This is a genomic window from Sulfitobacter sp. 1A12779 (assembly GCF_043557315.1).
GTDB lineage: Bacteria > Pseudomonadota > Alphaproteobacteria > Rhodobacterales > Rhodobacteraceae > Sulfitobacter > Sulfitobacter faviae.
In genome coordinates this window covers 1-26,587 of record NZ_JBIFFU010000004.1, presented here as the reverse complement: position 1 = coordinate 26,587, position 26,587 = coordinate 1, and the positions used below count along the sequence as shown (strand labels likewise).

Sequence of the window (26,587 nt, the reverse complement as noted above, 5' to 3'; positions counted from 1 at the left end):
AGCGAACCCCTTCGGCAGTGCAGCAATGATGCCCTTCCCACCCCGAAAAGACATCGTGAAGAGAGGCTACCGCCGCGGGGGGAATCCCGTCAAGCGGGGCGGGGGTATTGTCACGATGTGCGAAACAGTGCCGCAATTTGGCCGTATTTTCGGCTCCGGTGTTTCGTGTCCGGCAAAACGCTTGGAAACATTCACTGATTTTTCGGGCCATTGCTGACAGCGCATATAAGGGCACCGGTTTTCGCGATTCGGGCGCGCGGAATCAGTTGCCCCACCGGCGCCGCCATTGTTGCCCTAGGGTCAACAACCTCAATCAGCGGTATTGCAGGAACTGGCGGGAGAAACGAGAAACGCCCCGGAAATCCGGGGCGTTTGCATGGTGTCTGAAGGTCGCTTCAGCGGTTTTCGATATCGACGTAGTCGCGCTTGTCTTCGCCGAGGTACAGTTGGCGCGGACGGCCGATTTTGAGCTGCGGATCGCTGATCTGCTCTTTCCACTGGGAGATCCAGCCCACGGTCCGCGCCAGCGCGAAGATCGGGGTGAACATCGACGTGGGGAAGCCCATCGCTTCGAGGATGATGCCGGAATAGAAATCCACGTTCGGGAAGAGCTTCTTCTCCGCGAAATACGGATCCTCCAGCGCGGCTTTCTCCAATTCCTTGGCAACCTGAAGGATCGGGTTGTTCTCCACGCCCAGCAGTTCGAGAACCTCGTCGGCGCTTTCCTTCATCACGGTCGCGCGCGGGTCGTGGTTCTTGTAGACGCGGTGGCCAAAACCCATCAGGCGGAAGGGGTCGTTCTTGTCCTTGGCGCGGGCGATGAACTCAGGGATGCGATCGGGCGTGCCGATTTCCTTGAGCATCTCAAGGCAGGCTTGGTTCGCACCACCATGCGCCGGACCCCAGAGGCAGGCAATGCCAGCGGCGATACAGGCGAAGGGGTTCGCACCGGAAGAGGACGCCAAACGCACGGTCGAGGTCGAGGCGTTCTGCTCGTGATCCGCGTGGAGCGTAAAGATCCGGTCCATCGCGCGGCTGAGGATCGGGTTGACCTCATGCTCTTCGGCCGGAACGGCAAAGCACATGCGCAGGAAATTCGACGCATAGTCGAGATCGTTGCGCGGATAAACGAAGGGCTGGCCGATTGTGTATTTATAGGCCATCGCCGCGATCGTCGGCATCTTGGCGATCAGGCGGATCGTGGCGACCTCACGCTGGTGCTCGTCGTTGATGTCGGTGCTGTCGTGATAGAAGGCCGACATTGCGCCAACCACGCCCACCATGATCGCCATCGGATGCGCATCACGGCGGAAGCCGCGGAAGAAGTTCATCATCTGCTCGTGCAGCATGGTGTGGTTGGTCACCAGGCACTCGAAATCTTCCAGCGCTTTGGGGGAGGGCAGCTCACCATAAAGCAGCAGGTAGCAGACTTCGAGGTAATGCGACTTCGACGCCAGTTGTTCGATCGGGTAGCCCCGGTGCAGCAGCACGCCCTTGTCACCATCAATGAAAGTGATCGTGCTGTCGCAAGCCGCGGTCGAGGTGAAGCCCGGGTCGTAGGTAAAGACACCCGCCTGCGCATAGAGCTTGCGGATATCGACAACATCGGGCCCGTCAGTGGGGCTGTGAATCGGCAGATCGAAGCTTTGATCGTCGATCGTCAGCGTTGCGGTTTTATTGTTATTGGTCATGAAATCCCTTCCCGAATGTAGGCTGCGGAGATGCCCCCGCCGTCTGGGGCTAGCCCCATATGGGGCTGTCCCGTTCAGTTATACCTGCCGCCCAAAGAAGTGGTGAACCAAAACTTAGGCCGCGGCGTCCGTCAGTCGGGCAAGGGTCTCATCGCGCCCCAGCACCAACATCATGTCAAAAACCGATGGGGTGACTGCCCTGCCAGCCAAGGCCGCCCGAAGCGGCCCCGCCAGCTTGCCAAATTTGGTGTCATGCGCGGCAGCAAAGCCGTTCAGTACCTCCTCCAGCGTTTCTTTGTTCCAGCTAGCATTTTGCAATTGCGGCGTCAATTCCGACAGTATGCCACGGGATACCGTATCGAGATTCTTTGCCGCTTTCTCATCTGGGGTGATTGGGCGCTCGGCCAAGACAAAGGCCGCTTTTTCAAGCAGTTCGGGGAATTTCTTCGCGCGATCTTTCAGGCAGTACATTGCCCGTTCCAACCCCTCGGCCTGACCTTCGGTCAGCGCGGGCTCTCCTGCCGCTTCAAGATAGGCTTCGATCTCGCGCCGCAGCGCGGCATCATCGGCCTGTGCGATATGCTGACCGCAGAGGTTTTCCAGCTTTTTCAGGTCAAACTGCGCGGGGCTTTTGCGGATGCCGTCCAGATCGAACCACTCCTGCGCCTGTGCATCGGTAAAGAATTCGTCATCCCCATGGCTCCAGCCCAGACGGGCGAGGTAGTTGCGCATGCCCGCGGCAGGATAGCCCATCACCTGATATTCCTGCGCACCCAAGGCGCCGTGACGTTTCGACAGCTTCTTGCCATCCGCGCCGTGAATCAGCGGGATATGCGCCCAGACCGGCACGTCCCAACCCATCGCCTCATAGATCATCATCTGGCGGGCGGCGTTGTTAAGGTGATCGTCGCCGCGCACCACATGGGTCACGCCCATGTCGTGATCGTCCACCACCACGGCCAGCATATAGACCGGCGTCCCGTCCGAGCGCAGCAGGATCATATCGTCGAGCTGGTCGTTGCGGATGGTGACATCGCCCTGCACCTGATCGCGGATCACGGTAGTGCCTTCCAGCGGCGCCTTGATGCGGATGACATAAGGTGCGTCCGGGTGGCTGGCCGGATCGGCATCCCGCCAAGGGGAGCGATAGAGCGTGCTGCGCCCCTCGGCCTTGGCCGCCTCGCGGAAGGCGGTGATTTCTTCCTGGCTGGCGAAGCACTTATAGGCTTTGCCGGCGGCCAGCAGTTCCTGCGCGACTTCCGCGTGGCGCGGGGCATTCTCGAATTGGCTCACGATCTCGCCATCGTGGTCGAGGCCGAGCCACGACATGCCCTGCAGAATCGCCGCCGTCGCTTCGGGGGTGGAACGCGCGCGGTCGGTATCTTCGATGCGCAGCAGGAATTTACCCCCCCGGCCACGCGCATAGAGCCAGTTGAACAGGGCGGTCCGCGCCCCGCCGATATGCAAGAACCCGGTGGGAGAAGGGGCGAAACGGGTCACAACAGGGGCGTTCATGGCGGAGGGCCTTTCGGTCAGAGATATGCTGTTCGGAGCGGCGTTTACCAATTGGTAACCATCCCGGTCCTAGGATTTGACGCCTGTCTACCCAGTGCGATCCGCGGGGGCAAGCATGGGCCTTTGGAACCAGTTCAGCGCCGTGATGCTGCGCCAGCGCGGGCATCTATTTTGCTGGGTGCCGGTTTGCCTCGCCCTGGGGATCGGCTGGTATTTTTCGCTGCGGGCGGAGCCTACGGGGGCGATGCTGGCGGCGGTGGCATGTATCGTGGTCGTGCTGGCGGTCGTCGCGCGGGCGCTGCCTGAGATTACGGCCCCCTTTGCTGTCGGCGCGGCTTTGGTCTTGCTAGGACTGCTACTGGCGGCGTTTCGGGCGCATTCGGTGGCGGCCCCGGTTCTTGGCTGGCGTTACTATGGCCCGGTTGAGGGACGTGTCGTGGCGCTTGACCGAAGCCAGTCCGACGTGCCGCGCGTGACGCTCGATCAGGTCCGGTTGGATCGGGTTTCGCCCGCGCGCACGCCGCCCCGGGTTCGCGTCTCACTCCATTCGACGCTCCCCGGCGCGATCACGCCACGGCCCGGCATGCAGGTGATGACCACGGCGCATCTGTCGCCCCCCGCAGGCCCGGTCGAGCCGGGCGGCTTTGATTTTCAGCGCCATGCTTGGTTTGCCGAATTGGGCGCGGTGGGCTACACCCGCGTGCCGCTCCTAGGCATGGCGGACCCCTTGGAAGGGGGCATCGCGCTGATCCTCTTCCGATTGCGCATGGCGGCCTCCGCGCGGGTACGCGCCCATCTTCCCGGCGATATCGGAGGTTTCGCCGCCGCCATCACCACCGGCGACCGCAGCGCGATTTCGCAAGACGCTTTGCAGGATCTGCGCAGCAGCAATTTGGCGCATCTATTGGCGATCTCGGGCCTGCATATGGGGTTGCTCAGCGGAGTTGTCTTCGGTTCAGCGCGCCTGCTTCTCGCGTTGCATCCGGTCACCGCCACCCGTTGGCCAAGCCGAAGCATCGCCGCGGGGGCCGCTCTGATTGCCGCCACCGGATACCTCGCGCTCTCGGGCGGAAATGTCGCGACCGAGCGGGCCTATGTCATGTGTGCCGTGGCACTATGCGCCCTGATGATCGGGCGGCGGGCGATCTCCCTGCGCGCCGTCGCCATCGCGGGCATCATCGTGCTGACCCTGCGGCCCGAAGCGCTGATGGGGCCGGGGTTTCAAATGTCATTCGCCGCGACCACGGCGCTTGTCGCCGTCTTTGGCTGGATCCGCGATTTCGAAGGTGAGGTCATTCCCAAACGCCTCCGCCCCGTCGCCGCGGTGGTGATTTCTTCGGCCGTGGCGGGCATTGCCACCGCGCCCATATCCGCCGCGCATTTCAACACGATCGCGCATTACGGATTGGTCGCGAACCTGCTCTCGGTCCCCTTGATGGGGGTCTTGGTCATCCCCGCCGCCGTGCTGGCGGCGATCCTTGCGCCCTTCGGCGGTGAAGGAATACCGCTATGGGCGATGGGTCTGGGCCTTGAGTGGATCCTATCGGTCGCGGATGTGGTGGCACATCTGCCCGGCGCGCGCAGCTTCGTGCCGGGGCCGGGGGGATGGGTGCTGCCGCTCCTGTCACTCGGGTTTCTCTGGCTCGTCCTGTGGCAAGGTCATCTACGTTGGTTCGGCTTGCCCGCGATCTTGCTGTCTTTCACCCTCTGGCGAGGAACCACACGCCCGGACGTGCTCATCACCGACACGGGAACGCTCGTGGGCGTCATGACCCCGGCGGGCAGGGCGCTCAGCAAAGACAAAGCCGCAGGTTTCGTCGCGCGCAATTGGTTGGAGAATGATGGCGACGGCGCGGATCAAGCCGTGGCTGCCCAAAGATGGGCGGGCCAAGAGGCAGGTATCATCCATTTGTCAGGAAAACGGGCGGTCGCCGCATTCAGCGGCTGCCAGCCCGAGGAGGTCGTGGTTGCGTCCGTCGATATGACGACCGCCCGAGATTGGGGCTGCCAAGTCTACGATCCTATGCGCCTGCGCGAAACCGGCGCAATCGCGCTGAACAAATCGGCGCAGGGTTGGGAAGTCACCACTGCGAAAGACCGCGCCGGGACACGCTTGTGGAACAGCCGCCCGCAGAGTCAGTAGGTGCGGATCAACCCGACCAGTCGACCCTGAACCTTCACCTTGTCCGAAGGCAGGACCCGCGTTTCATAGGCGGCGTTGGCGGCTTCCAAAGCCACCGAAGACCCTTGTCTGCGGAAACGCTTCAGCGTCGCTTCCTGATCTTCGACCAAGGCCACCACGATATCCCCATTGTCGGCGACGGAGGTTTCACGGATCACCACGATATCGCCATCGTTGATACCCGCCTCAATCATCGAGTCGCCGCGCACTTCGAGGGCGTAATGCTCCCCCTGACCTGCGATCATCCCGCCCGGCACCGTGACGCTATGGGAAACTTGGGAGATCGCCTCAATCGGGACACCGGCAGCGATCCGGCCCATGACCGGCACATCGAACGCGTGATGCGCGGTGACCGGTTGCGCCGCAGGCGGGGGCGGGGCGTCGGGCCGGTCCCCGTCGATCACGCGGGGAGCGAAACCGGGCGCGCCGCCAAGGCTTTCGGGCAATTTGACCACCTCGATCGCACGGGCACGGTGGGCAAGGCGCCGGATAAAGCCACGCTCCTCCAACGCTGTGATCAGCCGGTGGATGCCGGATTTCGACCGCAAGTCGAGCGCCAGTTTCATCTCATCAAAGCTGGGCGGGACGCCGTCGCGCTGCACGCGCTGGTGGATGAAAGAAAGCAGATCGAGTTGTTTTTTGGTCAGCATCGCGCGGCCCCTGAAGCTTTTATTGCTTTTGTTCTAGGGATGTTCTTGTTTTGTGTCAACCGTAGGTTGGCGTTAAATCAAGATGTACTTTTGCAAATCGCCCGCCTTGCGCGCCGGTTCATTAGGCGGGCGGATCATCAGCGCATCGGCCTGGGCGAGCACGGATAGAAGAGATGAATCCTGCCGATCATCCGGGTGGAGTGCGCCATCCCGAAGATGGGCGCGCATGTAATGCGCTCGGGGTCCATTCGGGCCAATCTCGTGTCCGAGGGGGGCTTCGTGCATGGCAGCATGAACTTCGGTCAGCCCAAGCATGCGCCGCAGCATCGGCAACACGAAGATCGCACCGCAAACCATTGCAGAAACGGGGTTTCCCGGCAGCCCGATCATCGCGGCATCACCGATCTTGGCTGCCATCAACGGCTTGCCGGGCCGCATCGCGACCTTGTAAAATGATTGCTCCATGCCAAGCTCAGCCGCCACGGGCGCGATGAGGTCATGATCGCCCACCGACGCGCCGCCGATGGTGACAATCAAATCCGCGCCGCGGGCCAAGGCGAAGGCCTGTTTGAGGGATGCTGTGGTGTCCCCCGCGATGGGCAGCATGCGCACTTCGGCGCCCGCCTCTTCGAACATCGCGGCGAGGCCGTAGCTGTTGGAGGCGCTGATCTGGTCGGGGCCGGGGCTTTCTCCGGGCTGCACCAATTCATCCCCCGTGGCGAGGATCGCGATGATGGGTTTGCGGGTGACGGGCACCTGCGCCACGTTCATTGCAGCGAGGAGCGCCACATCGGCGGGGCGCAGAACGCGCGGGGCGGTTAGGTCTTCGCCTTCGGTGAAGTCTCCGCCAGCGGGGCGAATATTGTTTTTGTCATCAATACTGTGGCCGAGGGTGATAAGGTCGCCGCGCCGGGTCACATCTTCTTGGATCACCACGAAATCGGCGCCTTCCGGGACCGGCGCGCCGGTGAAAATGCGGACGGCTTGTCCGGCCCGCAGCTTACCCGCGTAGCTATGGCCCGCCGCGGCTTCGCCGACGACTTTGAACATCGCATCCGGTTCGACTTCGGCGCGGCGCAGGGCGTAGCCGTCCATAGAGGAGGCGGCGAAGGGCGGTTGGCTGCGCTGCGCGCGCACGGGCTGCGACAAGACACGGCCATGGGCGGCGCGAAGGGCGACTTCATCGGTTTCCAGAGGGGCGACAAGGTTCAGGACGGCTTCCAAAGCCGCTTCGACACTGATCATGTCGCCTCGTAACGGCCTGATTTACCGCCATCTTTCAGAACGACCCGCGTGCCGCCAATCTCCATCGCCTTATCCACCGCTTTGGCCATGTCATAGACGGTAAGGGCGGTGACGGAGGCCGCGGTGAGGGCCTCCATCTCAACCCCAGTTTGGCCAGTAGTTTTGACGGTGGCGAGAATACGGATGCCGGGCAGTACGGCGTCGGCAGTCAGATCGACGCTGACCTTGGTGATCGGCAAAGGATGGCAAAGCGGGATCAGGTCTGCCGTCCGTTTGGCCGCCATAATCCCGGCAAGCCTTGCGACCCCCAGAACATCACCCTTCTTGGCGCGGCCTTCAGTAATGATATCAAGCGTTTCCGGCGCCATCTTGATGTAGCTTTCAGCCTTGGCCACCCGCGAAGTCACGGCTTTCTCCGAGACATCGACCATATGGGCGTCGCCTTCGGCATCGAAATGGGTGAGCGCCATTACATCCCTCCGGGAACGAGCGGGTTGGCGAGCAGATCGCGGGTGGCCTGTTCGACATCTTGCTGGCGCATCAGGCTTTCGCCGATGAGGAAGCAACGCGCGCCGTAGACAGCCATATCGGCGAGGTCCGCGGGGGTGTAGAGGCCGGATTCACAGACCAGCATACGGTCGTGAGGGACGGCCTCCGACAGTTGACGCGTCACATCAAGAGAGGTCTCGAAGGTATTGAGATTGCGGTTATTAATCCCGATCATGCGGCTGCTGAGCTTTTCGGCCCGGGCCAGTTCCTCCGCGTCATGAACCTCAATCAGCGCGTCCATGCCCCATTCATCTGCCGCTTGCTCAAGTTCCGCGGCCTGCGCGTCAGAGACGGAGGCCATTATGATCAGGATGCAGTCGGCACCAAGGCTGCGCGCTTCGGCGACCTGATAGGGATCGTAAAGGAAATCCTTGCGCAGTACCGGTAGATCGCATTCGGCGCGGGCTTCGACGAGGAATTCCTTCGCGCCCTGAAAACTCGGGGTGTCGGTGAGGACCGAGAGGCAGGTCGCGCCGCCTGCGGCATAGGCGCGGGCGAGGGCGGCGGGTTCGAAATCTTCGCGGATCAAACCTTTGGAGGGGCTGGCTTTTTTGATCTCGGCGATCAGGCCATAGCCTTCGCGGGAGGCTTTGTGCAAGCTCTGCGCGAAGGGGCGGACCGGCGGGGCCGCGCGGGCCGCAGCTTCGACCTCTGCCTGCGATTTTTCGGCCTTGGCAGCGGCAATTTCGTCCAGCTTGTAGGCTTTGATTTTTTCAAGAATTGTGGCGGTCATGGCTTCCTCACGGCTTTGTCCAATGTATGCCGGGCTTGCCTTGGCCCTGCAACCAGTCATTCACGCGGCTGAAGGGGCGTGAGCCGAAGAAGCCGCGCCTTGCCGATAGCGGTGAGGGGTGCGGCGTCTCTATCTTGAGGTTGCGCGCCGGATCGACCTCTGCCGCCGCCTTTTGCGCATGCCCCCCCCAAAGCAAGTAGGCGCGAGGGCGATCAGAAAGACGGTTGAGCACCTGAGCGGTTAACCTTTGCCATCCGAGCCTCGCATGCCCATGCGCGCAGCCCGCCGGAACGGTCAGCACGTTGTTGAGCAGCAGAACCCCTTGATCGGCCCAGAACCGCAGGTCCGGGTCTTGCGGAGATGCGCCAAGATCGGCGTCTAACTCCTTGAAGATATTGACAAGGGAGCGGGGAATGGGGCGCACATCCGGCTCGGCCGAAAAGGCATAGCCATGGGCGTGGCCGGGTGTCGGATAGGGGTCTTGGCCAAGGATCACCACCTCCACAGCCGCTGGTTGCAGATGCTCAAGTGCGGCGAATATCTGCGGGGCGGGCGGTAGGACCACCCTCGTTTCCGCGGCAAGCTGCTCGGCGATACGCGGCCAATCCTCGGCAAAAAAGGGCAGCTCGGCCCATGCGTCAAGGGCGCTGAGGCTCGGCGGGGTCATGCCGACTGGCTGATCCGCGCCACTTTTTCGATCCGGTCACGCGCCGCGCCGCTGTCGATGCTTTCGCGGGCCATCTCGACGCCGGTTTTCAGATCCGGGGCCACGTCGGCCACCACCAAAGCAGAGGCCGCGTTCAGCAACACCGCGTCGCAGTAGCCTGATGGAACCCCGTCCAGGAGCGCCTTAAAATGTTTGGTGTTTTCGGCGGGCTCACCCCCGGCGATGGCTTCGAACGGATGGACCGGCAGGCCCGCGTCTTCGGGGTGCAATTCGCGCAGGTTGACGACACCGTCTTCCAGTGCTGCGACCCAGCTGACACCGGTGATGGTCAGCTCATCCGTGCCATCGGAGCCGTGCACCAGCCATGCTTTTTCCGAACCAAGTTGTTTCAGCGTCAGCGCCATCGGTTCAATCAGATCGCGGGTATAGGCGCCGGTCAGCTGCCGTTTGACCCCTGCCGGATTGGTCAGCGGCCCGAGGATGTTAAAGATCGTGCGGGTGCCAAGTTCGGACCGGGTCGGCATGACATGGGCGACGGCGGGGTGGTGCATGGGCGCCATCATGAAACCGATACCGGCCTCGGCCAATTCACGCTCGACCACCGCGGGGCCGACCATGACGTTGATCCCGAGTTGCGACAGCGCGTCGGAAGCACCTGATTTCGAGCTGAGGTTGCGGTTGCCATGTTTCGCCACGACAGCGCCTGCGCCCGCAGCCACGAAGGCGGCGGCGGTCGAGATGTTTAGCGTGCCCTTGCCGTCACCGCCGGTGCCAACGATGTCGATCGCGCCTTCGGGCCCGCGGACGGCGTTGCATTTGCTGCGCATGACCTGTGCCGCGGCGGCATATTCGGTGACCGTTTCGCCGCGTGTGCGCAGCGCCATGAGGAACCCGCCGATCTGGCTGGGGGTCGCTTCGCCCTCGAACAGGATTTCAAAGGCCTCAATGGCCTGATCCGAGGTCAGCGGCCCGTTCGCGGCGGCATCAAGCAGGGGTTTCAGCGCGCTACTCATGCCGGGACCTTCATCTCGTTCAGGAAGTTTTGCAGCAGGGCGTGGCCATGCTCGGACCGGATCGATTCCGGGTGGAATTGCACGCCGTGTAGCGGCAACTCGCGGTGTTGCAGGCCCATGATGGTGCCATCTTCAAGCGCTGCGGTAATCTCAAGGCAATCGGGCAGGCTCGCGCGTTCGACCACCAGCGAGTGATAGCGCGTGGCCCCGAAGGGCGAGGGGAGCCCGGCGAAAACGCCACGCCCGTCGTGCTGCATCTGGCCCAGTTTACCATGCACGATATCATCCGCGCGCACGACCTTACCGCCGAAGGCTTGGCCAAGCGTTTGATGGCCAAGACAGACCCCCAGAAGCGGCACGCGCGCGGCAGCAGCGGCATGGGTCAGCTCTAGGCAAATTCCCGCTTGGTCGGGGTCGCAGGGGCCGGGAGACAGCAGGATACCGGCGGGGTTCATGGCCATCGCTTCGTCCACGCTGAGCGCATCGTTGCGGTGCACCTGCACATCCGCCCCGAGGCTGCCCAGATAGTGGACCAAGTTATAGGTAAAGCTGTCGTAGTTATCGATGAGCAGCAGCACAGGCAGGCATTTCTTTGTATTAGGACTGGAGAAACCGCGCCGGAGCGCGGTATAGGTTTTCGCATACATGTTCAGGCTTGAACCCCATCGTCAAGAGTTTGGGGCAAGCCAATTGAGGGGAACGCCGGGCTTTCTGGCCATGGCGCAGACAGCAGGAGTAGCGCAGATGGCACGCGGAGTTCTGAGCGGGCTGATTTGGGGCGGTGTGGCAAGCATCGGTGTGGCCGGTGCGGTGTCGCTGATGATGCCTTTGCCGCTGCCGCCGCAGGTGGGCGATGCGCCCGGATCTGGCCCTGCGCCAGCGCGGATCAACGTGACGGATGCGGGCGAGCAGGGGCGCAGCCGCGATACCGCGCCGGTGTTGAACGCCCCCGCACCGCGCGCGGATGTGCCGCAGCAAGACAGCCTCGCCGCGCTTGACCCAGACACACAGAGCTCGGCCAGCCTGCCAGAGACTGGCGGTGCCGAAGGGCTCAGCACCCCCGCGGCCCCCGAGGGGCAGACGCCGATGTCCCCGGGCGCGGAAGAGCCGGTCATGCCCAATCCGCAGGCCACAGCGCCAGATGCACCGCCCGCGGCGGATGAGCTTTCGATCAGCACCGAACCCGCGCAGCCGCCCGCGCCGGATGTGGCGGATATTGAAGGGGCCTTTGACGCGCCGCAGGGCATGGCCGCGCCGGAGGTCGAAGAGGAGGAGGCGATCACCCTGCCTGCGGAGGAGGTTGTGATCGAAGAGCCGGAGGCTGAAGCCGGAGCGACCGAAGACGTGCCTCGCGGTGAGGGGGAGGCCGCTGAGGCAGACCTGTCTTCCCCGGTGCCTGAGCCGGAGAGCATCGAGGGGGCGAGCCCCGCGCCGCTGGAAGAGGCGGAGGTTGCCGAAGCCACCCCAGAGCCCGCTGAAACTGAAGCCGATAGCCGCCCGGCCATCGGTACACCAGCGACCAGCCTGACCGACCGAGACACAGGCGTCGTGATCAACCGCCCCGGCGCAGAGGTGGCGGCAGAGCCCGCTGAAGCTGACGCAATCGTGAACGAAGACCCGCGCCCCGTGGTGGTCAACAGCCTCGCCGTGGACCTGCCCGAGGGCAAGCCGCTAATGAGCGTGGTTCTGATCGACGATGGCACCTCGGTCACCGCAGGCAGCGCCGGGCTGGCCGCATTGCGCAGCTTTCCCTATCCGCTGAGTTTCGCCGTAGATAGCACCTTGCCGGATGCCGCCGAGCGGGTGGAAACCTACCGCGAGGCTGGGTTCGAGGTCTTGGCCATGGTCGACCTGCCGCAGGGCGCGCAGCCCAGCGATGCCGAGACTACATTTGGCGCCACGCTCGACCAGATTGGCCCGGTGGTGGGGGTGTTGGAAGGCACCGAGAGCGGCTTCCAAGGCAGCCGTGCGCTGGCCGATCAGGTGACCGATATCCTCGCGCAATCCGGCCACGGGCTGGTGACGCAGGACAAGGGGCTGAACACCATGCCCAAGCTGGCCCGCAAGGTGGGTGTGGCTGCCGATCCGGTGTTTCGCGATTTTGACAGCAAGGATCAATCCGCGCGGGTGATCCGGCGTTTTCTGGATCAAGCGGCATTCAAAGCGGGGCAGGAGGGCGCGGTGATCATGCTGGGCCGCCTGCGGCCCGATACCGTCTCTGCCCTGCTGCTCTGGGGGCTGCAAGACCGCGCGAGCGATGTGGCTTTGGTCCCGATCTCGGCGGTGCTGCTGCGCGAGGAGTGACCCCGCGCGGGGCGCGCCGTGGCGCTAGATAATCTCGTCCTCGTCGAAGAGCGGGTCTTCCTCCAACTGGCTGGCGAGTTCATCTACCGTCGCCTCCGCCGCGCGGGGGCTAAGTTTGGCAAGGTGAAAGACCGCATCGCCCTCGTTGACGATGGGCAGCATCGCCCGCCCGATCAGGATGCCGGGCGCATCGGCCAGAAGCTCGGCCTCCTCCTTGCCGAAAGGGTCTGAGACAATGGCCAGAAGATCGCCCTCCGCGACGGTTTCCCCCTCGGCCCGGAAGGTGCGCAGCAGGCCGCCTGCGGGCGCGCGCAGCCAATGGGAAGCGGTGCAGATATAGGGCGCGCTGCGGGCGCGAGCGATGCCCTTTGCGGGCAGCATGTCTTGCCCGCGCATGACGCGCAGGATGCCCGCGAGACCCGCACGCACGGCCATCTCGTCAAAGCGCAGCCCTTCGCCCGCCTCGTATAGCAGGATCGGTGTGCCTTGTTTCGCGGCGACCGCGCGCAGCGACCCGTCGCGCAGGGGGGAGGTCAGCACCACCGGCGCGCCGAAATCCAGTGCCATTTTCTGGGTCACCTTATCCGCCGGAGAGACGCGCACCTGCGGCAGGTTCGTACGGTGGATCGCTGCCGAATGCAGATCGACGCCAAAGTCGCAGCGCAGCACCACCTCTTGCAGAAAGATATGCGCCAGCCGCGCGCCGAGGCTGCCGGTGGGCGAGCCGGGGAAGCAGCGGTTCAGATCACGGCGGTCGGGCAGGTAGCGCGAGCGGTTCAGGAAACCGAAGGAGTTCACCACCGGCACCACGATCAGCGTGCCGCGCAGCGCGGAAAGCTGCGGCGCGCGCAACAGGCGGCGCAGGATCTCCACGCCGATCACCTCATCCCCATGCACCGCCGCTGAGACGAACATCGTCGGCCCGGGCCGTTTGCCGTGGAAGATTTCCAGCGACAGATGCACCGGCGTGTGGTCCGGCAGGATCGAGACGGGCAGATCAACGGCAAGGCTGCTGCCGGGGGCGACGGAATGCCCCGCGATCTGGAAGGGCGCGCGGGGGGCCATGGTCAGCCGTTGCCCTTGCCGCCGAAACGCGATGCATCCGCAGCCGCGCGGCGGATTGCGCCGGATTTATGCACAGTCTCCATGAACTCGGCCTCGGGGTCGCTGTCATAGACCACGCCACCGCCTGCTTGGATATAGAGCGTCTCGTCCTTCACCACGGCGGTGCGCAGGGCGATGCACATGTCCATGTCGCCGCCCGCGCTGAAATAGCCCACGCCGCCGCCATAGACGCCGCGTTTCTCGGGTTCCAATTCGTCGATGATCTCCATCGCGCGGACCTTTGGCGCGCCGGAAACGGTGCCCGCGGGCATCCCGGCAAAAAAGGCGTCGAGCGCATCCTTGCCCTCTTTCAACTCGCCCACCACGTTGGAGACGATGTGCATGACGTGGCTGTAACGCTCCACGATGAACTCTTCCGTCGGGCGCACGCTACCAATCTTAGCAACCCGGCCCACGTCGTTGCGGCCCAGATCCAGAAGCATCAGGTGTTCTGCCAACTCCTTGGGGTCGCTGAGCAAATCGGCTTCCAGCGCGCGATCTTCTACCGGGGTCGCGCCGCGCTTGCGGGTGCCTGCAATGGGGCGAATGGTCACTTCGTTGCCGAAGACCCGGACAAGGATCTCGGGGCTGGCGCCCACCACATGGAAACCGCCGAAGTTGAAATAGAACATGAAGGGCGAGGGGTTGGTGCGCCGCAGGCTGCGGTAGAGCGCGAAGGGCGGCTGGGTGAAACCCTGGGCCCACCGCTGGCTTGGCACCACCTGAAAGATATCGCCCGCCTTGATATAGTCGCGCGCCTTCTCCACGGCGGATTTATAGCCCTCGCGGGTGAAATTGCTGACCGGCTCCGGCGCGTCTTCGGCCTCTCCCAAATCGCGGGAGGTCTGCGGCATGGCGCGTTCCAGATCGCGCACGGCGTCCATCACCCGCTCGGCGGCTTGGGCATAGGCCGCGCGGGCGGTTTGGCCCTCGGACACCCAAGCGGGGGAGACAATGGTGACCTCGCCTTTCACCCCGTCGAGCACAGCGACGACCGAAGGGCGTACCATCACCGCGTCGGGCAGGCCCAGAGGGTCGGGGTTCACATTGGGCAGATGTTCCACCAGCCGGATCATGTCATAGCCGAGGTAGCCAAAAAGCCCGGCGGCGGCTTGCGGCAGATCGTCGGGCAGGGTGATCCGCGATTCCGCGATCACGTCGCGCAGACGGTCGAGCGGGTCACCGGGCATATCCTTGAAGGCGTCGGCATCATAGCGCGCCGCACGGTTCAGCGCAGAGGTCTCGCCCCGGCAGCGCCAGATCAGGTCGGGCTTCATGCCGATGATCGAATACCGCCCGCGCACATCGCCGCCGGTGACGGATTCCAGCACAAAGGCGTTCTCCGCCGCGCCGGTGAGTTTCAGCATCAAGGACACAGGCGTGTCGAGATCGGCGGCAAGGCGGGTGTAGACGATCTGATTCTCGCCCGCCTCATAGGCGCGGGCGAAACTATCGAAATCCGGGGTCAGGGCCATCAAAATTGCCTATCAGGGAAAGTTCACATGCACGGCATTGATCGCGCGCTGGTCGATCTGGGGATCGGCGTCGCGCATGACGGCATTGCTGTAGATATCGAAAAGACCTTGGGCCAGCGCCTGATCCAACTGCTGCGAAAGGCGGTCCATCAGCGCTTGGGTCTGGTCGTCTTCGCCCGCCGGTGTCACGGCATCAAGGCGCAGAACCACGACGCTATCGCCCGCAGGCAGGACGGCCACGCCGCCTTCGTCGAGGTCAAAGACCTGATCCATGAAATCGTCCGGCGTGCCGTCGACATAGGAGCTGCGGGTCAGCCCTTCGCCAAGCTGGGGCGAAAGACCGGCGGCCTCAAAACCCCCTTCTTCGGCCAGCGTCTCGGTCAGGCTCTCGGCCTTTTCGGTCAGCGCCTCGACAATTTGGGCGTTGCGCCATGCGGTCTCAACGGCGTCGCGGGCCTCTTCCAAAGGTTCGGGGCGCGCGTCTTTGGTCTCATCCAGACGCATGGCAAAGATGCCGCCGTCTTCCAGTTGGTCGATCTGCGGGAAGTCATTGGCACTCAGCCCCGCAGCGGCTTCGCGGAAGGCCCCATAGGCGGCGATGCCCTCGCTGCTGTCTTGGGTCCAGTCGATGGTGCCAAGGCGCATCTTGGTCTCTTGGGCCAAGTCTTCGAGCGTGGCACCCCCGGCAAGCTGGTCGTCAATCTCTTGCGCGCGGGCTTCGACAGCGCGGGTGGCGCGAGAGATGGCAAGGGTCTCTTCCAGCACGTCACGGGCCTCTTCGAAAGGCACATGCTGCGCGGGAAGGATGGCGTTCACACGGAACAGGGCCGGCCCGAGCGAGCTGGGCAGCGGGCCTACGATATCACCGCTTTCGGCGGCAAAGACCGCATCGCCTGCATCATCAAGATCGGATTTCGCGACATCGCCGAGATCGACATCCGCCAAGGCCAGGCCGCGCTCTTCGACCAGTGCCTCGAAAGTGGTGCCATCGACCTCAAGCGCTGCGGCGGCGCGGTCTGCGGCCTCCTGATCGGCAAAGACCAGACGTTCGACCAAACGCCGCTCGGGCTGGTCGTATTCGTCGCTGCGGGCGTCATATTCGGCGCGCAGTTCTTCTTCGGGCACTTCGACTTCGTCCAGCAGGTCTTCGGGGGCGAGCCAAGCGTAGGTGATGCTTTTGCTGGCGGGCAGCATGAAGTCATCGGTGTTGGCGTCGTAATAGGCGCGCAATTCGTCTTCGGTGGCGGCGGGCAGGGGCGCGTCGAGGTCATCTTCGCTCAGTCGGGCCCATGTGAAGCTGCGCTCTTCGGCAACGTAATCGACCAGCGTGCGGGCATAGGTGTCGGGCATGGAGACGCCGCCCAGAATGGCGCGTTGCAGCAGGCTACGCGCGGCTTCTTCGCGGATCGAGCGTTCGAACTCGGCCTCGCTCATCCCGCTTTGCTGAAGGGCAAAGCGGTAACCTTCGCGGTCAAAGTTGCCGTCGATCCCTTGGAAGGCCGAGATTGCCACGATCTCATCGCGCAGGGTGGCGTCACCGATGGAGATGCCCATTTCGTCGGCTTCGTGGTCCAGCGCGCGGTTGCGCACGATCCGTTGCAGCACGGCGCGGTCCAGCCCCATCTCTTGGGCGCGGGCGAAGGGGAGGCTCTCTCCCGTTTGCGCTTCGATCGCGCGGATTTCCTGCTGCAACTGACGGGCATATTGATCGACCGAGATCGACTTGTCGCCCACGGTGCCGATGCTGCGCAGATTGCCGCTGAGGTTGATCGCGCCAAAGCCGCCCAGACCCAAGATCAGAAGGGCCATCAAGGCCCAGACGGCGGTTTTCGAAAAGCTGAAGCCCTTTTTGGCCATGACACGGTCCCTCGTTGATTTCGGACCTGTCTATGCGTTGCGTGGCAGGGCTGCAAGCCTGTCGAAAAGCACCTTTAGACCGGCGGCGTCGAGGTTGGCAAAGGCGATGCGCAACTGGCTTTCGCCGCGGGCGTCGCCCTCGGGCTGGAACATCGTGCCGGGCAGGCAGAGCACGCCTGCGTCGCGCACCAGATCGCGCGCCAGATCAGCCGAAGAAACGCTGAAAGGGTGGCGCATATAGGCGAAGTAGCCGCCCAGCCCCAGAAGCTCCCAGCCCAGCGGTTCAAGCCGGGGCATCAGGTCGGCAATGGCGGCGCGGCGGGTGAGGATTTCCTCGCGTTCTTCGGCGAGCCATGCGCTGAGGTTCTGCATCCCCCAAAGCGCGCCGTGCTGGCCGATCTGCGCGGGGCAGATGGCGACAGTATCGAGGAACTTCTCGACCTCGGCCAACCGTGCGCGGCTGGCGATCAGCGCGCCGACGCGGTGGCCGGTCAGGCGGTAGGCCTTGGAGAAAGAATAGAGGTGAATGAGCGTGTCATGCCAATCGGGGTCGCGGAACAGCGCGTGTGGCGCGCCGGGGCGGCTGTGGAAGTCGCGGTAGGTCTCGTCAAGGATCAGCGCGATGCCGTGGCGGCGGGCCAGTTCGAAAAATTCCTGCACGAGGGCGGCGGGATATTCCACGCCGCCGGGATTGTTCGGCGTGACCAGCGCGATGGCCCGGGTGCGCGGGGTGATGGCTGCTGCGGCTTTTTCGGGGTCGGGCAGCATGTCGGCCTCGACGGGCAGTGGCACCGCCGTGACGCCGCTCATGTCGAGCCACATCTTGTGATTGAAGTACCACGGCGTCGGGATGATGACCTCATCGCCCTCACCGCAGAGCGTGGCGATGGCGGCGGCGAAAGCCTGGTTGCAGCCGGAGGTGATGCAGACCTGTTCGTCGGTCACCACGCCTGCGTATTTCTCAGCCGTCTGCCGCGCCAGTTCGGCGCGCAGTTCCGGCAGGCCCAGCACGGGGCCGTAGAGATGCGCCTCGTCGTTGTTCAGCGTGACCTCGGCCATCGCCCGGCGCAGCCTTTCGGGGGGCGGATCGACGGGGGCGGCTTGGCTCACGTTAATAAGCGGGCGGTCGGGCGGGAAGTCGACGCCATCGAGCCAGCGCCGCGCCTCCATCACCGGGGGGAAGAACGTGGTGGCGGTGCGCGGAAGCGTCATGGGGGTATCCGGTCAGATAGGGGCAGGGCAGGTGGCGCGGAGCTGGTCAGTCCTTGCCGCGGTAGGGTTCGACATATTGCAGGGCCATGTCCCACGGGAAGAAAATCCATGTGTCCTGACTTACGCCGGTGATGAAGGTATCGACCTGCGGCTCGCCCTCGGGCTTGGCATAGACGGTGGCGAAATGCGCCTGCGGGTAAAGCTCGCGCACCAGTTCGATGGTTTTGCCGCTGTCGACAAGGTCGTCGACGATCAGGATGCCGGTGCCGTCGCCCATCATCTCGGCATCGGGGGATTTCAGCACCTTCGCCTCGCGGCGCTGGTCGGCGGCCCCGCCGCCCGAATGGTAGGACATGACCGAGATCGTGTCGACGGTGCGGATGTCGAGTTCGCGCGCGACGATCATCGCGGGCGCCATGCCGCCGCGGGTGATCGCCACCACGGCACGCCAAGCGCCATCGTCGGGGCCCAGACCGTCAAGCCGCCACGCCAGCGCGCGGCTGTCGCGGTGGATCTGATCCCAGGAGATGTGAAAGCCCTTTTCATGGGGCAGGCGCGAGGCGTCCTTGGATTTGGTCATGGTGGTCCTTTGCAGCAGCTGGCGCGGGCACCCGCGCGAATTGATTTGGGCGGCTTATTCCTTGGACATGTCGGGCGCGTCAACCGCCTTCATACCGACGACGTGATAGCCCGCGTCCACATGCAGGTTCTCGCCCGTGGTGCCGCTGCCCAGATCCGACAGCAGGAACAGCGCGGCCTTGCCCACGTCCTCGGTGGTGACGTTGCGGCGCAGGGGCGAGTTGTACTCGTTCCATTTCATGATGTAGCGGAAGTCGCCGATGCCGGAGGCCGCCAGCGTCTTGATCGGCCCCGCCGAGATCGCGTTGACGCGGATGCCGTCCTTGCCCAGATCCTCGGCGAGGTATTTAACACTCGCCTCCAGCGCCGCCTTGGCCACGCCCATGACGTTATAATGCGGCATCACCTTCTCGGCGCCGTAGTAGGTCAGCGTCAGCGCGCTGGCACCGGGCGACATCATCTTCTCGGCGCGCTGCATCACGGCGGTGAAGGAGTAGACCGAGATGTCCATCGACATGGCGAAATTGCCGCGGCTGGTGTCAACATAGCGACCGCGCAGCTCGCCCTTGTCGGAGAAGCCGATGGCATGAACGATGAAATCCAGCTCACCCCAACGTTCTTTCAGGCTTTCGAAAAGCGCGTCGATCGATGCTTCATCGCCCACGTCGCAGGGCAAGACGATGTCGCTGCCAAGCTGCTCGGCCAGCGGGCCTACGCGTTTCTTCAGCGCTTCGCCTTGGTAGGAAAAAGCAAGCTCCGCCCCCGCATCGGCCAGCGCCTTGGCCACGCCCCATGCGATGGATTTGTCATTCGCCAGCCCCATGATGAGCCCGCGCTTGCCCTGCATCAGTTCGTTTCCCATTCCGCCGCCTTGTCTATGTTCTTGTCTATGTTCCGTTGAGGTTGTCTTGGTCTAGGCGATTGCAGCGCTACCATCAAGACTGCACAGGCGCCTTCACCCCCGAGATTTGCCATAAGATCGGCGGCTAACTGTCGGAAATCGGGTGAGGTTGTCCTTTGAGTTGCCGATTGTTAACAAATGCCATACCGAAGAGATCGGACCCCGGCGTAGAACCGGTGACAGGCAAAGCACTCTGAAGGAGATGCCGAATGGAGACGCGGACTGGTATTTTTGCGGGGGATGATCCCTTTGCAATTGCGCAGCGTTGGCTTTCCGAAGCAGAGGCGACCGAGCCTAATGATCCCAATGCCATCGCGCTCAGCACGGTAGATTCGCAAGGTCTGCCCAACGCCCGCATGGTGCTGCTGAAAGAGATCGAGCCGGAGGCTTTTGTCTTTTATACCAATTACGAAAGCCAGAAGGCGCAGGAACTGGACGGCGCGGGCAAGGCGGCCTTTGTCATGCATTGGAAATCCCTGCGCCGCCAGCTGCGGGTGCGCGGCTTGATCAGCCGAGAGGACGGGCCGCAGGCAGATGCCTATTACGCCTCGCGCTCGCTCAAGAGCCGTCTGGGGGCTTGGGCCTCGCGTCAATCGCAGCCGCTCTCGGGCCGCGCTGCGCTGATGGCCGAGGTGGCCAAGGTGACCGCGCAAAAGGGGGTGAACCCTGAGCGCCCCCCGTTCTGGGGCGGCTACCGGATCACCCCGCTGGAAATCGAATTCTGGGCCGATGGCGAGTTTCGCCTGCATGACCGTTTCCAATGGCGGCGCGCAGATGTCGCGGCACCCTGGGCCGTGACCCGGCTCAACCCCTGATCTGACGGCGCGATACCCCATGAAAGATGTGTCTGAAACCCAAGCGGAACCAGCGGCGATAGATGACCCCCTCGAAGGCGTGGTCAAATGGTTCGACCCGGTCAAGGGCTTCGGCTTTGTCGTTGCGGATGCGGGCGGGGCGGACATCCTGCTGCACGTCAATGTCCTGCGCAATTACGGCCAAAGCTCTGTCGCGGATGGGGCGCGGGTGGCGGTGCGGGTGCAACAGACCGAGCGCGGGGCGCAGGCGGTCGAAGTGCTTTCCGTCGAGGCGCCCAGTGAACTCCCCACCGCCGTGGTGGAATTCGCCGGTTTCGACCCTGAGCAACTGGCCACCGCCGAATTTGAGCCCGCCCGTGTCAAATGGTTCGACAAGGCCAAGGGATTCGGGTTTGCAAATGTCTTTGGCTGCGCGGAAGATGTGTTTTTACATATCGACGTGCTGCGCCAATCCGGACTTTGTGATTTGCAACCGGGCGAAGCACTCGCCATGCGTGTGATTGTTGGCGATCGGGGCCATCTGGCGGCGGAGGTAAGCTCATGGGACGCGGTGATAGACGGCTAAAGATCAGGCGACTGGCAAGGCATATGGCAGGGGCGGCACTGGCTGGCTTGCTGCTGACCGGCGCGGCGGTGGCCGAGGTTTGCCGTGTCGATTCCGTGACGCTCCGCGGGGAGTGGGGCAAGGCCCGCTTCTCTGTCGAAGTGGCCGATGACACGGCGGAACGCGCCAAGGGGCTGATGCATCGGCGTTCGCTGCCGCTGAGCGCGGGCATGCTCTTTATCTACGAAAGACCTCAGCCCCTGAATTTCTGGATGCGCAACACGTTGATCCCACTGGACCTGCTGTTCATCGACGAAAGGGGCGTGGTGCAGAAGATCCACCACTCCGCCAAACCGTTGGACGAAACACCGATCCCGGGCGGCGACGATTTGCTGTCGGTGCTGGAGATTAACGGCGGTTTGTCAAAACGCCTCGGCATCACCGAAGGCAGCGAAATCCGCCATCCGGCCTTTGCCGGGAACGCTCCGGCTTGGCCCTGCTAAAGACTTCGCGGATTTTCCGATTTTAAGGTCAATCGGGGCTTTTCAATTGGTGGGCTTATGGCTAAAGAAGCCCCAGTCGGAGCGTGGCGCAGCCTGGTAGCGCACCTGTTTTGGGTACAGGGGGTCGGAGGTTCGAATCCTCTCGCTCCGACCACTTTCTTCCAACATCGCTGATGTAGCGCTTCCCGCTTTGGCTGAGGTGCGCCCGTTGTCCTATCCTCATTCTGCACAAGATATAGTAGCTACCGCCGCCGTATTGGCAGGTTTGCGCCTGTGCGCGCCGAGATCGTGATGATTCTGCCGCGGTTTTAGACGCGGACATGGGGCAGGGGGCTTGGGCCGAGTGATCGTGGCACAGGGTTCACTTTCGGCGGCCTGTCGCCCGGCGGGCGGTCTTGGGCTGTGGATGAATTCAACCAATCTCTCAAACACCTCCGCTAACCCGGCCCCGGCAATGGATTATTTCAAAGCCGCCCACCAATCGGGCTTGCGGGTATCTTTGGGGATATCCTGAGGCTGAATCACTGGGGTAGGGCGCGCGGCAAATCGGGGGGCTTCGGTCAACTGCCCGCCCCGAAATAATTCCGAAAAAAACCGTTGACCAAATAGTGCGATCTACGTCAGTTTGTGGGGGTCAAGTAAAGCGCCACAATATGTTGTGGTTAACGCAACAGGGCGCTTGGGCGGCGGGGACAGAGTATAGAGCCAGTGTTTTAATCGGTTTCGGGCCGCTTGCGTCAGCAGGTGGCGCGGGGAAGCTTTGTTCAAACTGCCAGCACATAGGGGTGAGACGGCCTGCCGTGGGCATGTCGGCTCAGGATTTTGAGAGTTTGAAAAAGGGCAGCGATGATGAAGATTGAACGGAATTTCACCAAGGCCGGGCAGGATGCCTATGCGGATTTGGACTTTGTCACCACGGTGTCAGAGATCCGCAACCCTGACGGTTCGGTGGTGTTCAAGCTCGACAACGTCGAAGTCCCCAAATCCTGGAGCCAGGTCGCCAGCGACGTGATCGCGCAGAAGTATTTCCGCAAGGCGGGCGTGCCCAGCAAGACCCGCAAGGTCAAGGAAAAGGACGTGCCTGAGTTCCTGTGGCGCTCCGAGCCCGCCGAGGGTGCCGAGATGGGCGGTGAGACTTCCTCCAAGCAGGTCTTCGACCGTCTGGCGGGCGCTTGGGCCTATTGGGGCTGGAAGGGCGGCTATTTCACCACCGAGGAAGACGCCCGCGCCTATTACGATGAGATGCGCCACATGCTTGCCAGCCAACGCGCGGCCCCCAACAGCCCGCAGTGGTTCAACACCGGTCTGCACTGGGCCTATGGCATCGACGGTCCGGCTCAGGGGCATTACTACGTCGACTACAAGACCGGCAAAATGACCCGGTCGAAATCCTCCTATGAGCACCCGCAGCCGCATGCCTGCTTCATCCAGTCCGTGGGCGACGATCTGGTAGGCGATGGCGGCATCATGGACCTCTGGGTTCGCGAGGCGCGACTGTTCAAATACGGCTCGGGCACGGGCACCAACTTTTCATCGCTCCGCGGAGAGGGCGAGAAGCTGTCGGGCGGCGGCAAGTCGTCGGGTTTGATGGGGTTCCTCAAGATCGGGGACCGCGCCGCTGGCGCCATCAAATCCGGCGGCACCACCCGCCGCGCGGCCAAGATGGTGATCGTCGACGCCGACCACCCCGATATCGAGGATTTCATCAACTGGAAGGTACTCGAAGAGCAGAAGGTGGCCTCCATCGTCGCCGGCTCTAAGATGCACGAGCAGAAGCTTAACCTTTTGTTCGACGCGATCAAGGCATGGGACGGGGCCGAGGCGGATGCCTATGACCCCGCCAAGAACGCCGCGCTGAAACAGGCGATCCGCGAGGCCAAGAAGGTCGCGATCCCGGAGACTTACGTCAAGCGCGTGCTGGACTATGCCAAGCAGGGCCACACCGGCATCGAGTTCCCGACCTATGACACCGACTGGGATAGCGAGGCCTACAACTCCGTCTCGGGCCAGAACTCCAACAACTCGATCCGCGTCACCAACGCCTTTTTGAAGGCGGTCGAGAAGGATGTCGATTGGGAGTTGATCAGCCGCACCGAGAACCGGGTGGTCAAGACCGTCCGCGCCCGTGACCTCTGGGACCAGGTCGGCCATGCCGCATGGGCCTGCGCCGATCCGGGCATCCAGTACCACGACACCGTGAACGACTGGCACACCTGCCCCGAAGACGGGGCGATCCGCGGCTCGAACCCCTGTTCGGAGTATATGTTCCTCGACGACACGGCCTGCAACTTGGCTTCGATGAACCTGCTGACCTTCCTCAAGGACGGTGTCTTTCAGGTCGAGGACTACATGCACGCCTCGCGCCTCTGGACCGTGACACTGGAGATCAGCGTGATGATGGCGCAGTTCCCCTCCAAGGAAATCGCGCAGCGGTCTTACGACTTCCGCACGCTGGGTCTGGGTTATGCCAACATCGGCGGCTTGCTGATGAACATGGGCTATTCCTATGACAGCGACGAGGGCCGCGCTTTGGGCGGTGCGCTGACCGCGATCATGACCGGCGTGGCCTATGCGACCTCCGCCGAGATGGCGGGCGAATTGGGCGCCTTCCCGGGCTATGCCAAGAACGCCGAGCACATGCTCCGCGTCATCCGCAACCACCGCACCGCCGCCTATGGGCAAGCGGACGGCTATGAGCAGCTGTCGGTCAAACCGGTGCGGCTGGATCACGCCAATTGCCCGCAGGCAGGGCTGGTCGACATCGCCAAATCCTGCTGGGACGAGGCGCTGAAACTGGGCGAAGCCCATGGCTACCGCAACGCGCAAACTTCGGTCATCGCGCCCACCGGCACCATCGGTCTGGTCATGGACTGCGACACCACCGGCATTGAGCCCGACTTCGCGCTGGTGAAGTTCAAGAAGCTTGCCGGAGGTGGATACTTCAAGATCATCAACCAATCCGTCCCTGCCGCGCTGGAAAAACTCGGCTACGGGTCGGCCCAGATCGAAGAGATCGTCAGCTATGCCGTCGGCCACGGCACCATCGGCAATGCGCCTGCGATCAACCATACCACGCTGGCAGGGCACGGCTTTGGCGCCAATGAATTGGCCAAGATCGACGCCGCGCTAAAGCAGGCCTTCGACATCCGCTTTGTCTTCAACCAATGGACGCTGGGCGAAGCCTTCTGCACGCAGGTGCTGGGCATTCCGACCGAAAAGCTGAACGACCCGACCTTTGATCTGCTCCGCTCCCTCGGCTTCAGCAAGGCCGATATCGAAGCGGCCAATGACCATGTCTGCGGCACCATGACGCTGGAAGGCGCGCCGCATCTGCGCGAGGAGCATTATGGCATCTTCGACTGCGCCAACCCCTGCGGTAAGAAGGGCAAACGCTATCTCTCGGTCAACAGCCACATCCACATGATGGCAGCGGCGCAGAGCTTCATCTCGGGGGCGATCTCCAAGACGATCAACATGCCCAATGACGCGACGATCGAGGATTGCCAGAAGGCTTACGAGCTCAGCTGGTCGCTCGGGATCAAGGCCAATGCGCTCTACCGCGACGGTTCGAAACTGAGCCAACCACTGGCCGCGGCCCTCGTGGAGGATGACGAGGACGCCGCCGAGACGCTGGAAAGCGGCAACACCCATGAGAAGGCCGCCGTGCTGGCTGAAAAGATCGTTGAGAAGGTGATCGTCAAAGAGATCATCAAATCGCATCGCGAGAAGATGCCGCAGCGCCGCAAGGGTTATACCCAGAAGGCCAACGTGGGCGGTCACAAGGTCTACCTGCGCACCGGCGAATATGAGGACGGCAAGCTGGGCGAGATCTTCATCGACATGCACAAGGAAGGCGCGGGCTTCCGGGCGATGATGAACAACTTCGCCATCGCGGTCTCGGTCGGTCTGCAATACGGCGTTCCGCTGGAGGAATTCGTCGACGCCTTCACCTTCACCAAGTTCGAACCGGCGGGCATGGTGCAGGGCAACGACAGCATCAAACAGGCGACCTCGATCCTCGACTATGTGTTCCGTGAATTGGCGGTGAGCTACCTCGACCGCACCGATCTGGCGCATGTGAAGCCCGAGGGCGCGACCTTTGATGATCTGGGCCGGGGCGAGGAAGAAAACCTCTCGAACGTCAGCGAGTTAAGCGAGGGGGCCGCGAATAAGTCCTTGGAAGTGCTCAAGCAAATCAGCTCCACCGGCTATCTGCGCAACCGCCTTCCGCAAGAGTTGGTGGTGTTGCAAGGCGGGCAGGGCGTCGAGCCGAGCACCGCTTACGCCCCCCAAGTGAGCGGCGGCGACATGGCGGTCGCGGTGCAACCCTCGACCTCTGTCAGCACCGGGGCGGTCAGCCTCGATGCGCGGGCCAAGGCCAAGATGCAGGGCTATGAGGGCGAAGCCTGCGGTGAATGCGGCAACTACACATTGGTTCGCAACGGCACCTGTATGAAGTGCAACACCTGCGGTGGCACCTCGGGTTGTAGCTGATGAGGTGTGCCCCGAAAGGGGCGCGCAGGGGCAGGGCCGCAAGGCCCGCCCCGATGAGGCTGCCGGGGCGCCTCAGGCATGCTTGCGCGAAAGGTTAATTTCCGCACTGCGATCCAGATTACTGTCAGATTTCAAAATTTCTTACGAAATTTCGAAATTCGTCGAAAATTGACTGCGGGTTGAGAAGGTGAAAGTGGATCATTTATCAACGCTTTATGTTGGTCAGGAGCAGGAATGAACCTAGTTTTCGACATCGCTGGACAGCTTTGCGCGGCAGATCGCGTGACGATGAAGGGCAACACACTGGAGGCGGAATTCGACCGCAATGTCATCGGGGCGCTGGCCGATGCCTATGACGGTGCTCGCAGCGTGTCCGTGCTTGGTGTGCCGTCTCTGAGCGTGACCTATTCGGTTCAGGATTATCGCGAGGCCGGTGAAGCAGGGTGCAGGGCAGTGTTCTCCGTCAATAGCTCCGCGTGTTGATTGTCACTGAGAACTGACCCGGTAGCCCCATAAATTGTCACTGAGAATTGACCCATGTGAACACACTTCCC

22 protein-coding genes and 1 tRNA gene are annotated in these 26,587 nt (G+C 63.0%); 8 read left to right on the top strand and 15 right to left on the bottom strand.

What is annotated here, in order from left to right; genetic code table 11:
* Positions 1–395: 395 nt before the first annotated feature.
* Both ACGYLQ_RS06485 and gltX read right to left on the bottom strand, forming a co-directional pair.
* The gene (locus ACGYLQ_RS06485) at positions 396–1,691 is read right to left on the bottom strand and encodes a citrate synthase (protein ID WP_067260690.1); all 1,296 of its coding nucleotides are present in this window, start codon (positions 1,689–1,691) and stop codon (positions 396–398) included.
* Positions 1,692–1,805: 114 nt separating this feature from the next.
* On the bottom strand, positions 1,806–3,206 hold the full coding sequence (gltX, locus tag ACGYLQ_RS06480) for a glutamate--tRNA ligase (RefSeq protein WP_394441295.1): 1,401 nt from the start codon (positions 3,204–3,206) through the stop codon (positions 1,806–1,808).
* Between the two features lie 115 nt (positions 3,207–3,321).
* Between gltX and ACGYLQ_RS06475 the strand changes: the two genes are divergently transcribed.
* Complete coding sequence (locus ACGYLQ_RS06475; RefSeq protein WP_394441293.1) at positions 3,322–5,349, top strand: ComEC/Rec2 family competence protein; 2,028 nt, start codon at positions 3,322–3,324, stop codon at positions 5,347–5,349.
* Here ACGYLQ_RS06475 and lexA read toward each other — a convergent pair.
* From lexA to ACGYLQ_RS06440, 7 genes are all read right to left on the bottom strand, one after another.
* Entirely contained in the window at positions 5,343–6,038 is a 696-nt protein-coding gene (lexA, locus tag ACGYLQ_RS06470) for a transcriptional repressor LexA (protein WP_067260680.1), read from the bottom strand. The two genes, ACGYLQ_RS06475 and lexA, sit on opposite strands and share 7 nt — an antisense overlap.
* 72 nt (positions 6,039–6,110) lie before the next feature.
* Positions 6,111–7,283, bottom strand: coding sequence for a gephyrin-like molybdotransferase Glp (gene glp, locus ACGYLQ_RS06465; protein ID WP_394441291.1), 1,173 nt, complete (start codon positions 7,281–7,283; stop codon positions 6,111–6,113).
* A complete protein-coding gene (moaC, locus tag ACGYLQ_RS06460) occupies positions 7,280–7,753 on the bottom strand; it encodes a cyclic pyranopterin monophosphate synthase MoaC (protein ID WP_394441289.1) in 474 nt (157 codons plus the stop codon). Before moaC ends, glp begins: the two co-directional genes overlap by 4 nt.
* Positions 7,753–8,565, bottom strand: a complete 813-nt coding sequence (gene trpC, locus ACGYLQ_RS06455; protein WP_394441287.1) for an indole-3-glycerol phosphate synthase TrpC — start codon at positions 8,563–8,565, stop codon at positions 7,753–7,755. The genes moaC and trpC overlap by 1 nt, the downstream gene beginning before the upstream one ends.
* A gap of 7 nt (positions 8,566–8,572) precedes the next feature.
* A complete protein-coding gene (locus ACGYLQ_RS06450) occupies positions 8,573–9,232 on the bottom strand; it encodes a uracil-DNA glycosylase (protein ID WP_394441285.1) in 660 nt (219 codons plus the stop codon).
* Entirely contained in the window at positions 9,229–10,245 is a 1,017-nt protein-coding gene (trpD, locus tag ACGYLQ_RS06445; protein ID WP_394441283.1) for an anthranilate phosphoribosyltransferase, read from the bottom strand. Before trpD ends, ACGYLQ_RS06450 begins: the two co-directional genes overlap by 4 nt.
* Entirely contained in the window at positions 10,242–10,823 is a 582-nt protein-coding gene (locus ACGYLQ_RS06440; protein ID WP_067260724.1) for an aminodeoxychorismate/anthranilate synthase component II, read from the bottom strand. The genes trpD and ACGYLQ_RS06440 overlap by 4 nt, the downstream gene beginning before the upstream one ends.
* Positions 10,824–10,989: 166 nt before the next feature.
* On the opposite strand from ACGYLQ_RS06440, the gene ACGYLQ_RS06435 reads away from it, so the two are divergent.
* Positions 10,990–12,549 (top strand): divergent polysaccharide deacetylase family protein, encoded by a 1,560-nt coding sequence (locus tag ACGYLQ_RS06435; RefSeq protein WP_394441281.1) that lies wholly within the window; start codon positions 10,990–10,992, stop codon positions 12,547–12,549.
* A 24-nt stretch (positions 12,550–12,573) separates the two neighbouring features.
* Here the strand turns inward: ACGYLQ_RS06435 and ACGYLQ_RS06430 are convergent, their stop codons facing one another.
* Genes ACGYLQ_RS06430 through fabI form a run of 6 tightly spaced genes read right to left on the bottom strand, consistent with a single transcriptional unit; the run spans position 12,574 to position 19,638 of the window.
* Positions 12,574–13,614: a succinylglutamate desuccinylase/aspartoacylase family protein gene (locus ACGYLQ_RS06430; RefSeq protein ID WP_394441279.1), complete on the bottom strand. Its 1,041-nt coding sequence runs from the start codon at positions 13,612–13,614 to the stop codon at positions 12,574–12,576.
* A 2-nt stretch (positions 13,615–13,616) separates the two neighbouring features.
* Entirely contained in the window at positions 13,617–15,128 is a 1,512-nt protein-coding gene (gene trpE, locus ACGYLQ_RS06425; RefSeq protein WP_394441276.1) for an anthranilate synthase component I, read from the bottom strand.
* A 12-nt stretch (positions 15,129–15,140) separates the two neighbouring features.
* Positions 15,141–16,985: a peptidyl-prolyl cis-trans isomerase gene (locus tag ACGYLQ_RS06420; protein WP_394441275.1), complete on the bottom strand. Its 1,845-nt coding sequence runs from the start codon at positions 16,983–16,985 to the stop codon at positions 15,141–15,143.
* A 30-nt stretch (positions 16,986–17,015) separates the two neighbouring features.
* Entirely contained in the window at positions 17,016–18,197 is a 1,182-nt protein-coding gene (locus tag ACGYLQ_RS06415) for an aminotransferase (RefSeq protein ID WP_394441272.1), read from the bottom strand.
* Positions 18,198–18,243: 46 nt separating this feature from the next.
* Entirely contained in the window at positions 18,244–18,777 is a 534-nt protein-coding gene (gene gpt, locus ACGYLQ_RS06410) for a xanthine phosphoribosyltransferase (protein WP_067261592.1), read from the bottom strand.
* A 54-nt stretch (positions 18,778–18,831) separates the two neighbouring features.
* Positions 18,832–19,638, bottom strand: a complete 807-nt coding sequence (gene fabI, locus ACGYLQ_RS06405; protein ID WP_067261594.1) for an enoyl-ACP reductase FabI — start codon at positions 19,636–19,638, stop codon at positions 18,832–18,834.
* A gap of 248 nt (positions 19,639–19,886) precedes the next feature.
* Between fabI and pdxH the strand changes: the two genes are divergently transcribed.
* The 6 genes from pdxH (at position 19,887) to ACGYLQ_RS06375 (ending at position 26,516) form a co-directional block, all read left to right on the top strand.
* Entirely contained in the window at positions 19,887–20,492 is a 606-nt protein-coding gene (gene pdxH, locus ACGYLQ_RS06400; RefSeq protein ID WP_394441270.1) for a pyridoxamine 5'-phosphate oxidase, read from the top strand.
* Between the two features lie 19 nt (positions 20,493–20,511).
* Entirely contained in the window at positions 20,512–21,057 is a 546-nt protein-coding gene (locus ACGYLQ_RS06395; RefSeq protein ID WP_394412400.1) for a cold shock domain-containing protein, read from the top strand.
* Positions 21,058–21,080: 23 nt separating this feature from the next.
* The gene (locus tag ACGYLQ_RS06390) at positions 21,081–21,539 is read left to right on the top strand and encodes a DUF192 domain-containing protein (protein ID WP_394441268.1); all 459 of its coding nucleotides are present in this window, start codon (positions 21,081–21,083) and stop codon (positions 21,537–21,539) included.
* Between the two features lie 77 nt (positions 21,540–21,616).
* Positions 21,617–21,693: transfer RNA gene (locus ACGYLQ_RS06385), tRNA-Pro, on the top strand.
* A gap of 695 nt (positions 21,694–22,388) precedes the next feature.
* Positions 22,389–26,033 carry a vitamin B12-dependent ribonucleotide reductase gene (locus tag ACGYLQ_RS06380; RefSeq protein WP_394441671.1) on the top strand — a complete coding sequence of 1,215 codons (3,645 nt, stop codon included), beginning with the start codon at positions 22,389–22,391 and terminating at the stop codon, positions 26,031–26,033.
* A gap of 234 nt (positions 26,034–26,267) precedes the next feature.
* Positions 26,268–26,516 (top strand): hypothetical protein, encoded by a 249-nt coding sequence (locus ACGYLQ_RS06375; RefSeq protein ID WP_394441265.1) that lies wholly within the window; start codon positions 26,268–26,270, stop codon positions 26,514–26,516.
* Positions 26,517–26,587: the final 71 nt, after the last annotated feature.

Excerpts from the sequence above, each read along its gene's own strand:
- ACGYLQ_RS06485 (WP_067260690.1), bottom strand. The coding sequence starts at position 1,691 with ATGACCAATAACAATAAAACCGCAACGCTGACGATCGACGATCAAAGC.
- gltX (WP_394441295.1), bottom strand. The coding sequence starts at position 3,206 with ATGAACGCCCCTGTTGTGACCCGTTTCGCCCCTTCTCCCACCGGGTTC.
- ACGYLQ_RS06475 (WP_394441293.1), top strand. The coding sequence starts at position 3,322 with ATGGGCCTTTGGAACCAGTTCAGCGCCGTGATGCTGCGCCAGCGCGGG.
- lexA (WP_067260680.1), bottom strand. The coding sequence starts at position 6,038 with ATGCTGACCAAAAAACAACTCGATCTGCTTTCTTTCATCCACCAGCGC.
- glp (WP_394441291.1), bottom strand. The coding sequence starts at position 7,283 with ATGATCAGTGTCGAAGCGGCTTTGGAAGCCGTCCTGAACCTTGTCGCC.
- moaC (WP_394441289.1), bottom strand. The coding sequence starts at position 7,753 with ATGGCGCTCACCCATTTCGATGCCGAAGGCGACGCCCATATGGTCGAT.
- trpC (WP_394441287.1), bottom strand. The coding sequence starts at position 8,565 with ATGACCGCCACAATTCTTGAAAAAATCAAAGCCTACAAGCTGGACGAA.
- ACGYLQ_RS06450 (WP_394441285.1), bottom strand. The coding sequence starts at position 9,232 with ATGACCCCGCCGAGCCTCAGCGCCCTTGACGCATGGGCCGAGCTGCCC.
- trpD (WP_394441283.1), bottom strand. The coding sequence starts at position 10,245 with ATGAGTAGCGCGCTGAAACCCCTGCTTGATGCCGCCGCGAACGGGCCG.
- ACGYLQ_RS06435 (WP_394441281.1), top strand. The coding sequence starts at position 10,990 with ATGGCACGCGGAGTTCTGAGCGGGCTGATTTGGGGCGGTGTGGCAAGC.
- ACGYLQ_RS06430 (WP_394441279.1), bottom strand. The coding sequence starts at position 13,614 with ATGGCCCCCCGCGCGCCCTTCCAGATCGCGGGGCATTCCGTCGCCCCC.
- trpE (WP_394441276.1), bottom strand. The coding sequence starts at position 15,128 with ATGGCCCTGACCCCGGATTTCGATAGTTTCGCCCGCGCCTATGAGGCG.
- ACGYLQ_RS06420 (WP_394441275.1), bottom strand. The coding sequence starts at position 16,985 with ATGGCCAAAAAGGGCTTCAGCTTTTCGAAAACCGCCGTCTGGGCCTTG.
- ACGYLQ_RS06415 (WP_394441272.1), bottom strand. The coding sequence starts at position 18,197 with ATGACGCTTCCGCGCACCGCCACCACGTTCTTCCCCCCGGTGATGGAG.
- gpt (WP_067261592.1), bottom strand. The coding sequence starts at position 18,777 with ATGACCAAATCCAAGGACGCCTCGCGCCTGCCCCATGAAAAGGGCTTT.
- fabI (WP_067261594.1), bottom strand. The coding sequence starts at position 19,638 with ATGGGAAACGAACTGATGCAGGGCAAGCGCGGGCTCATCATGGGGCTG.
- pdxH (WP_394441270.1), top strand. The coding sequence starts at position 19,887 with ATGGAGACGCGGACTGGTATTTTTGCGGGGGATGATCCCTTTGCAATT.
- ACGYLQ_RS06395 (WP_394412400.1), top strand. The coding sequence starts at position 20,512 with ATGAAAGATGTGTCTGAAACCCAAGCGGAACCAGCGGCGATAGATGAC.
- ACGYLQ_RS06390 (WP_394441268.1), top strand. The coding sequence starts at position 21,081 with ATGGCAGGGGCGGCACTGGCTGGCTTGCTGCTGACCGGCGCGGCGGTG.
- ACGYLQ_RS06380 (WP_394441671.1), top strand. The coding sequence starts at position 22,389 with ATGAAGATTGAACGGAATTTCACCAAGGCCGGGCAGGATGCCTATGCG.
- ACGYLQ_RS06375 (WP_394441265.1), top strand. The coding sequence starts at position 26,268 with ATGAACCTAGTTTTCGACATCGCTGGACAGCTTTGCGCGGCAGATCGC.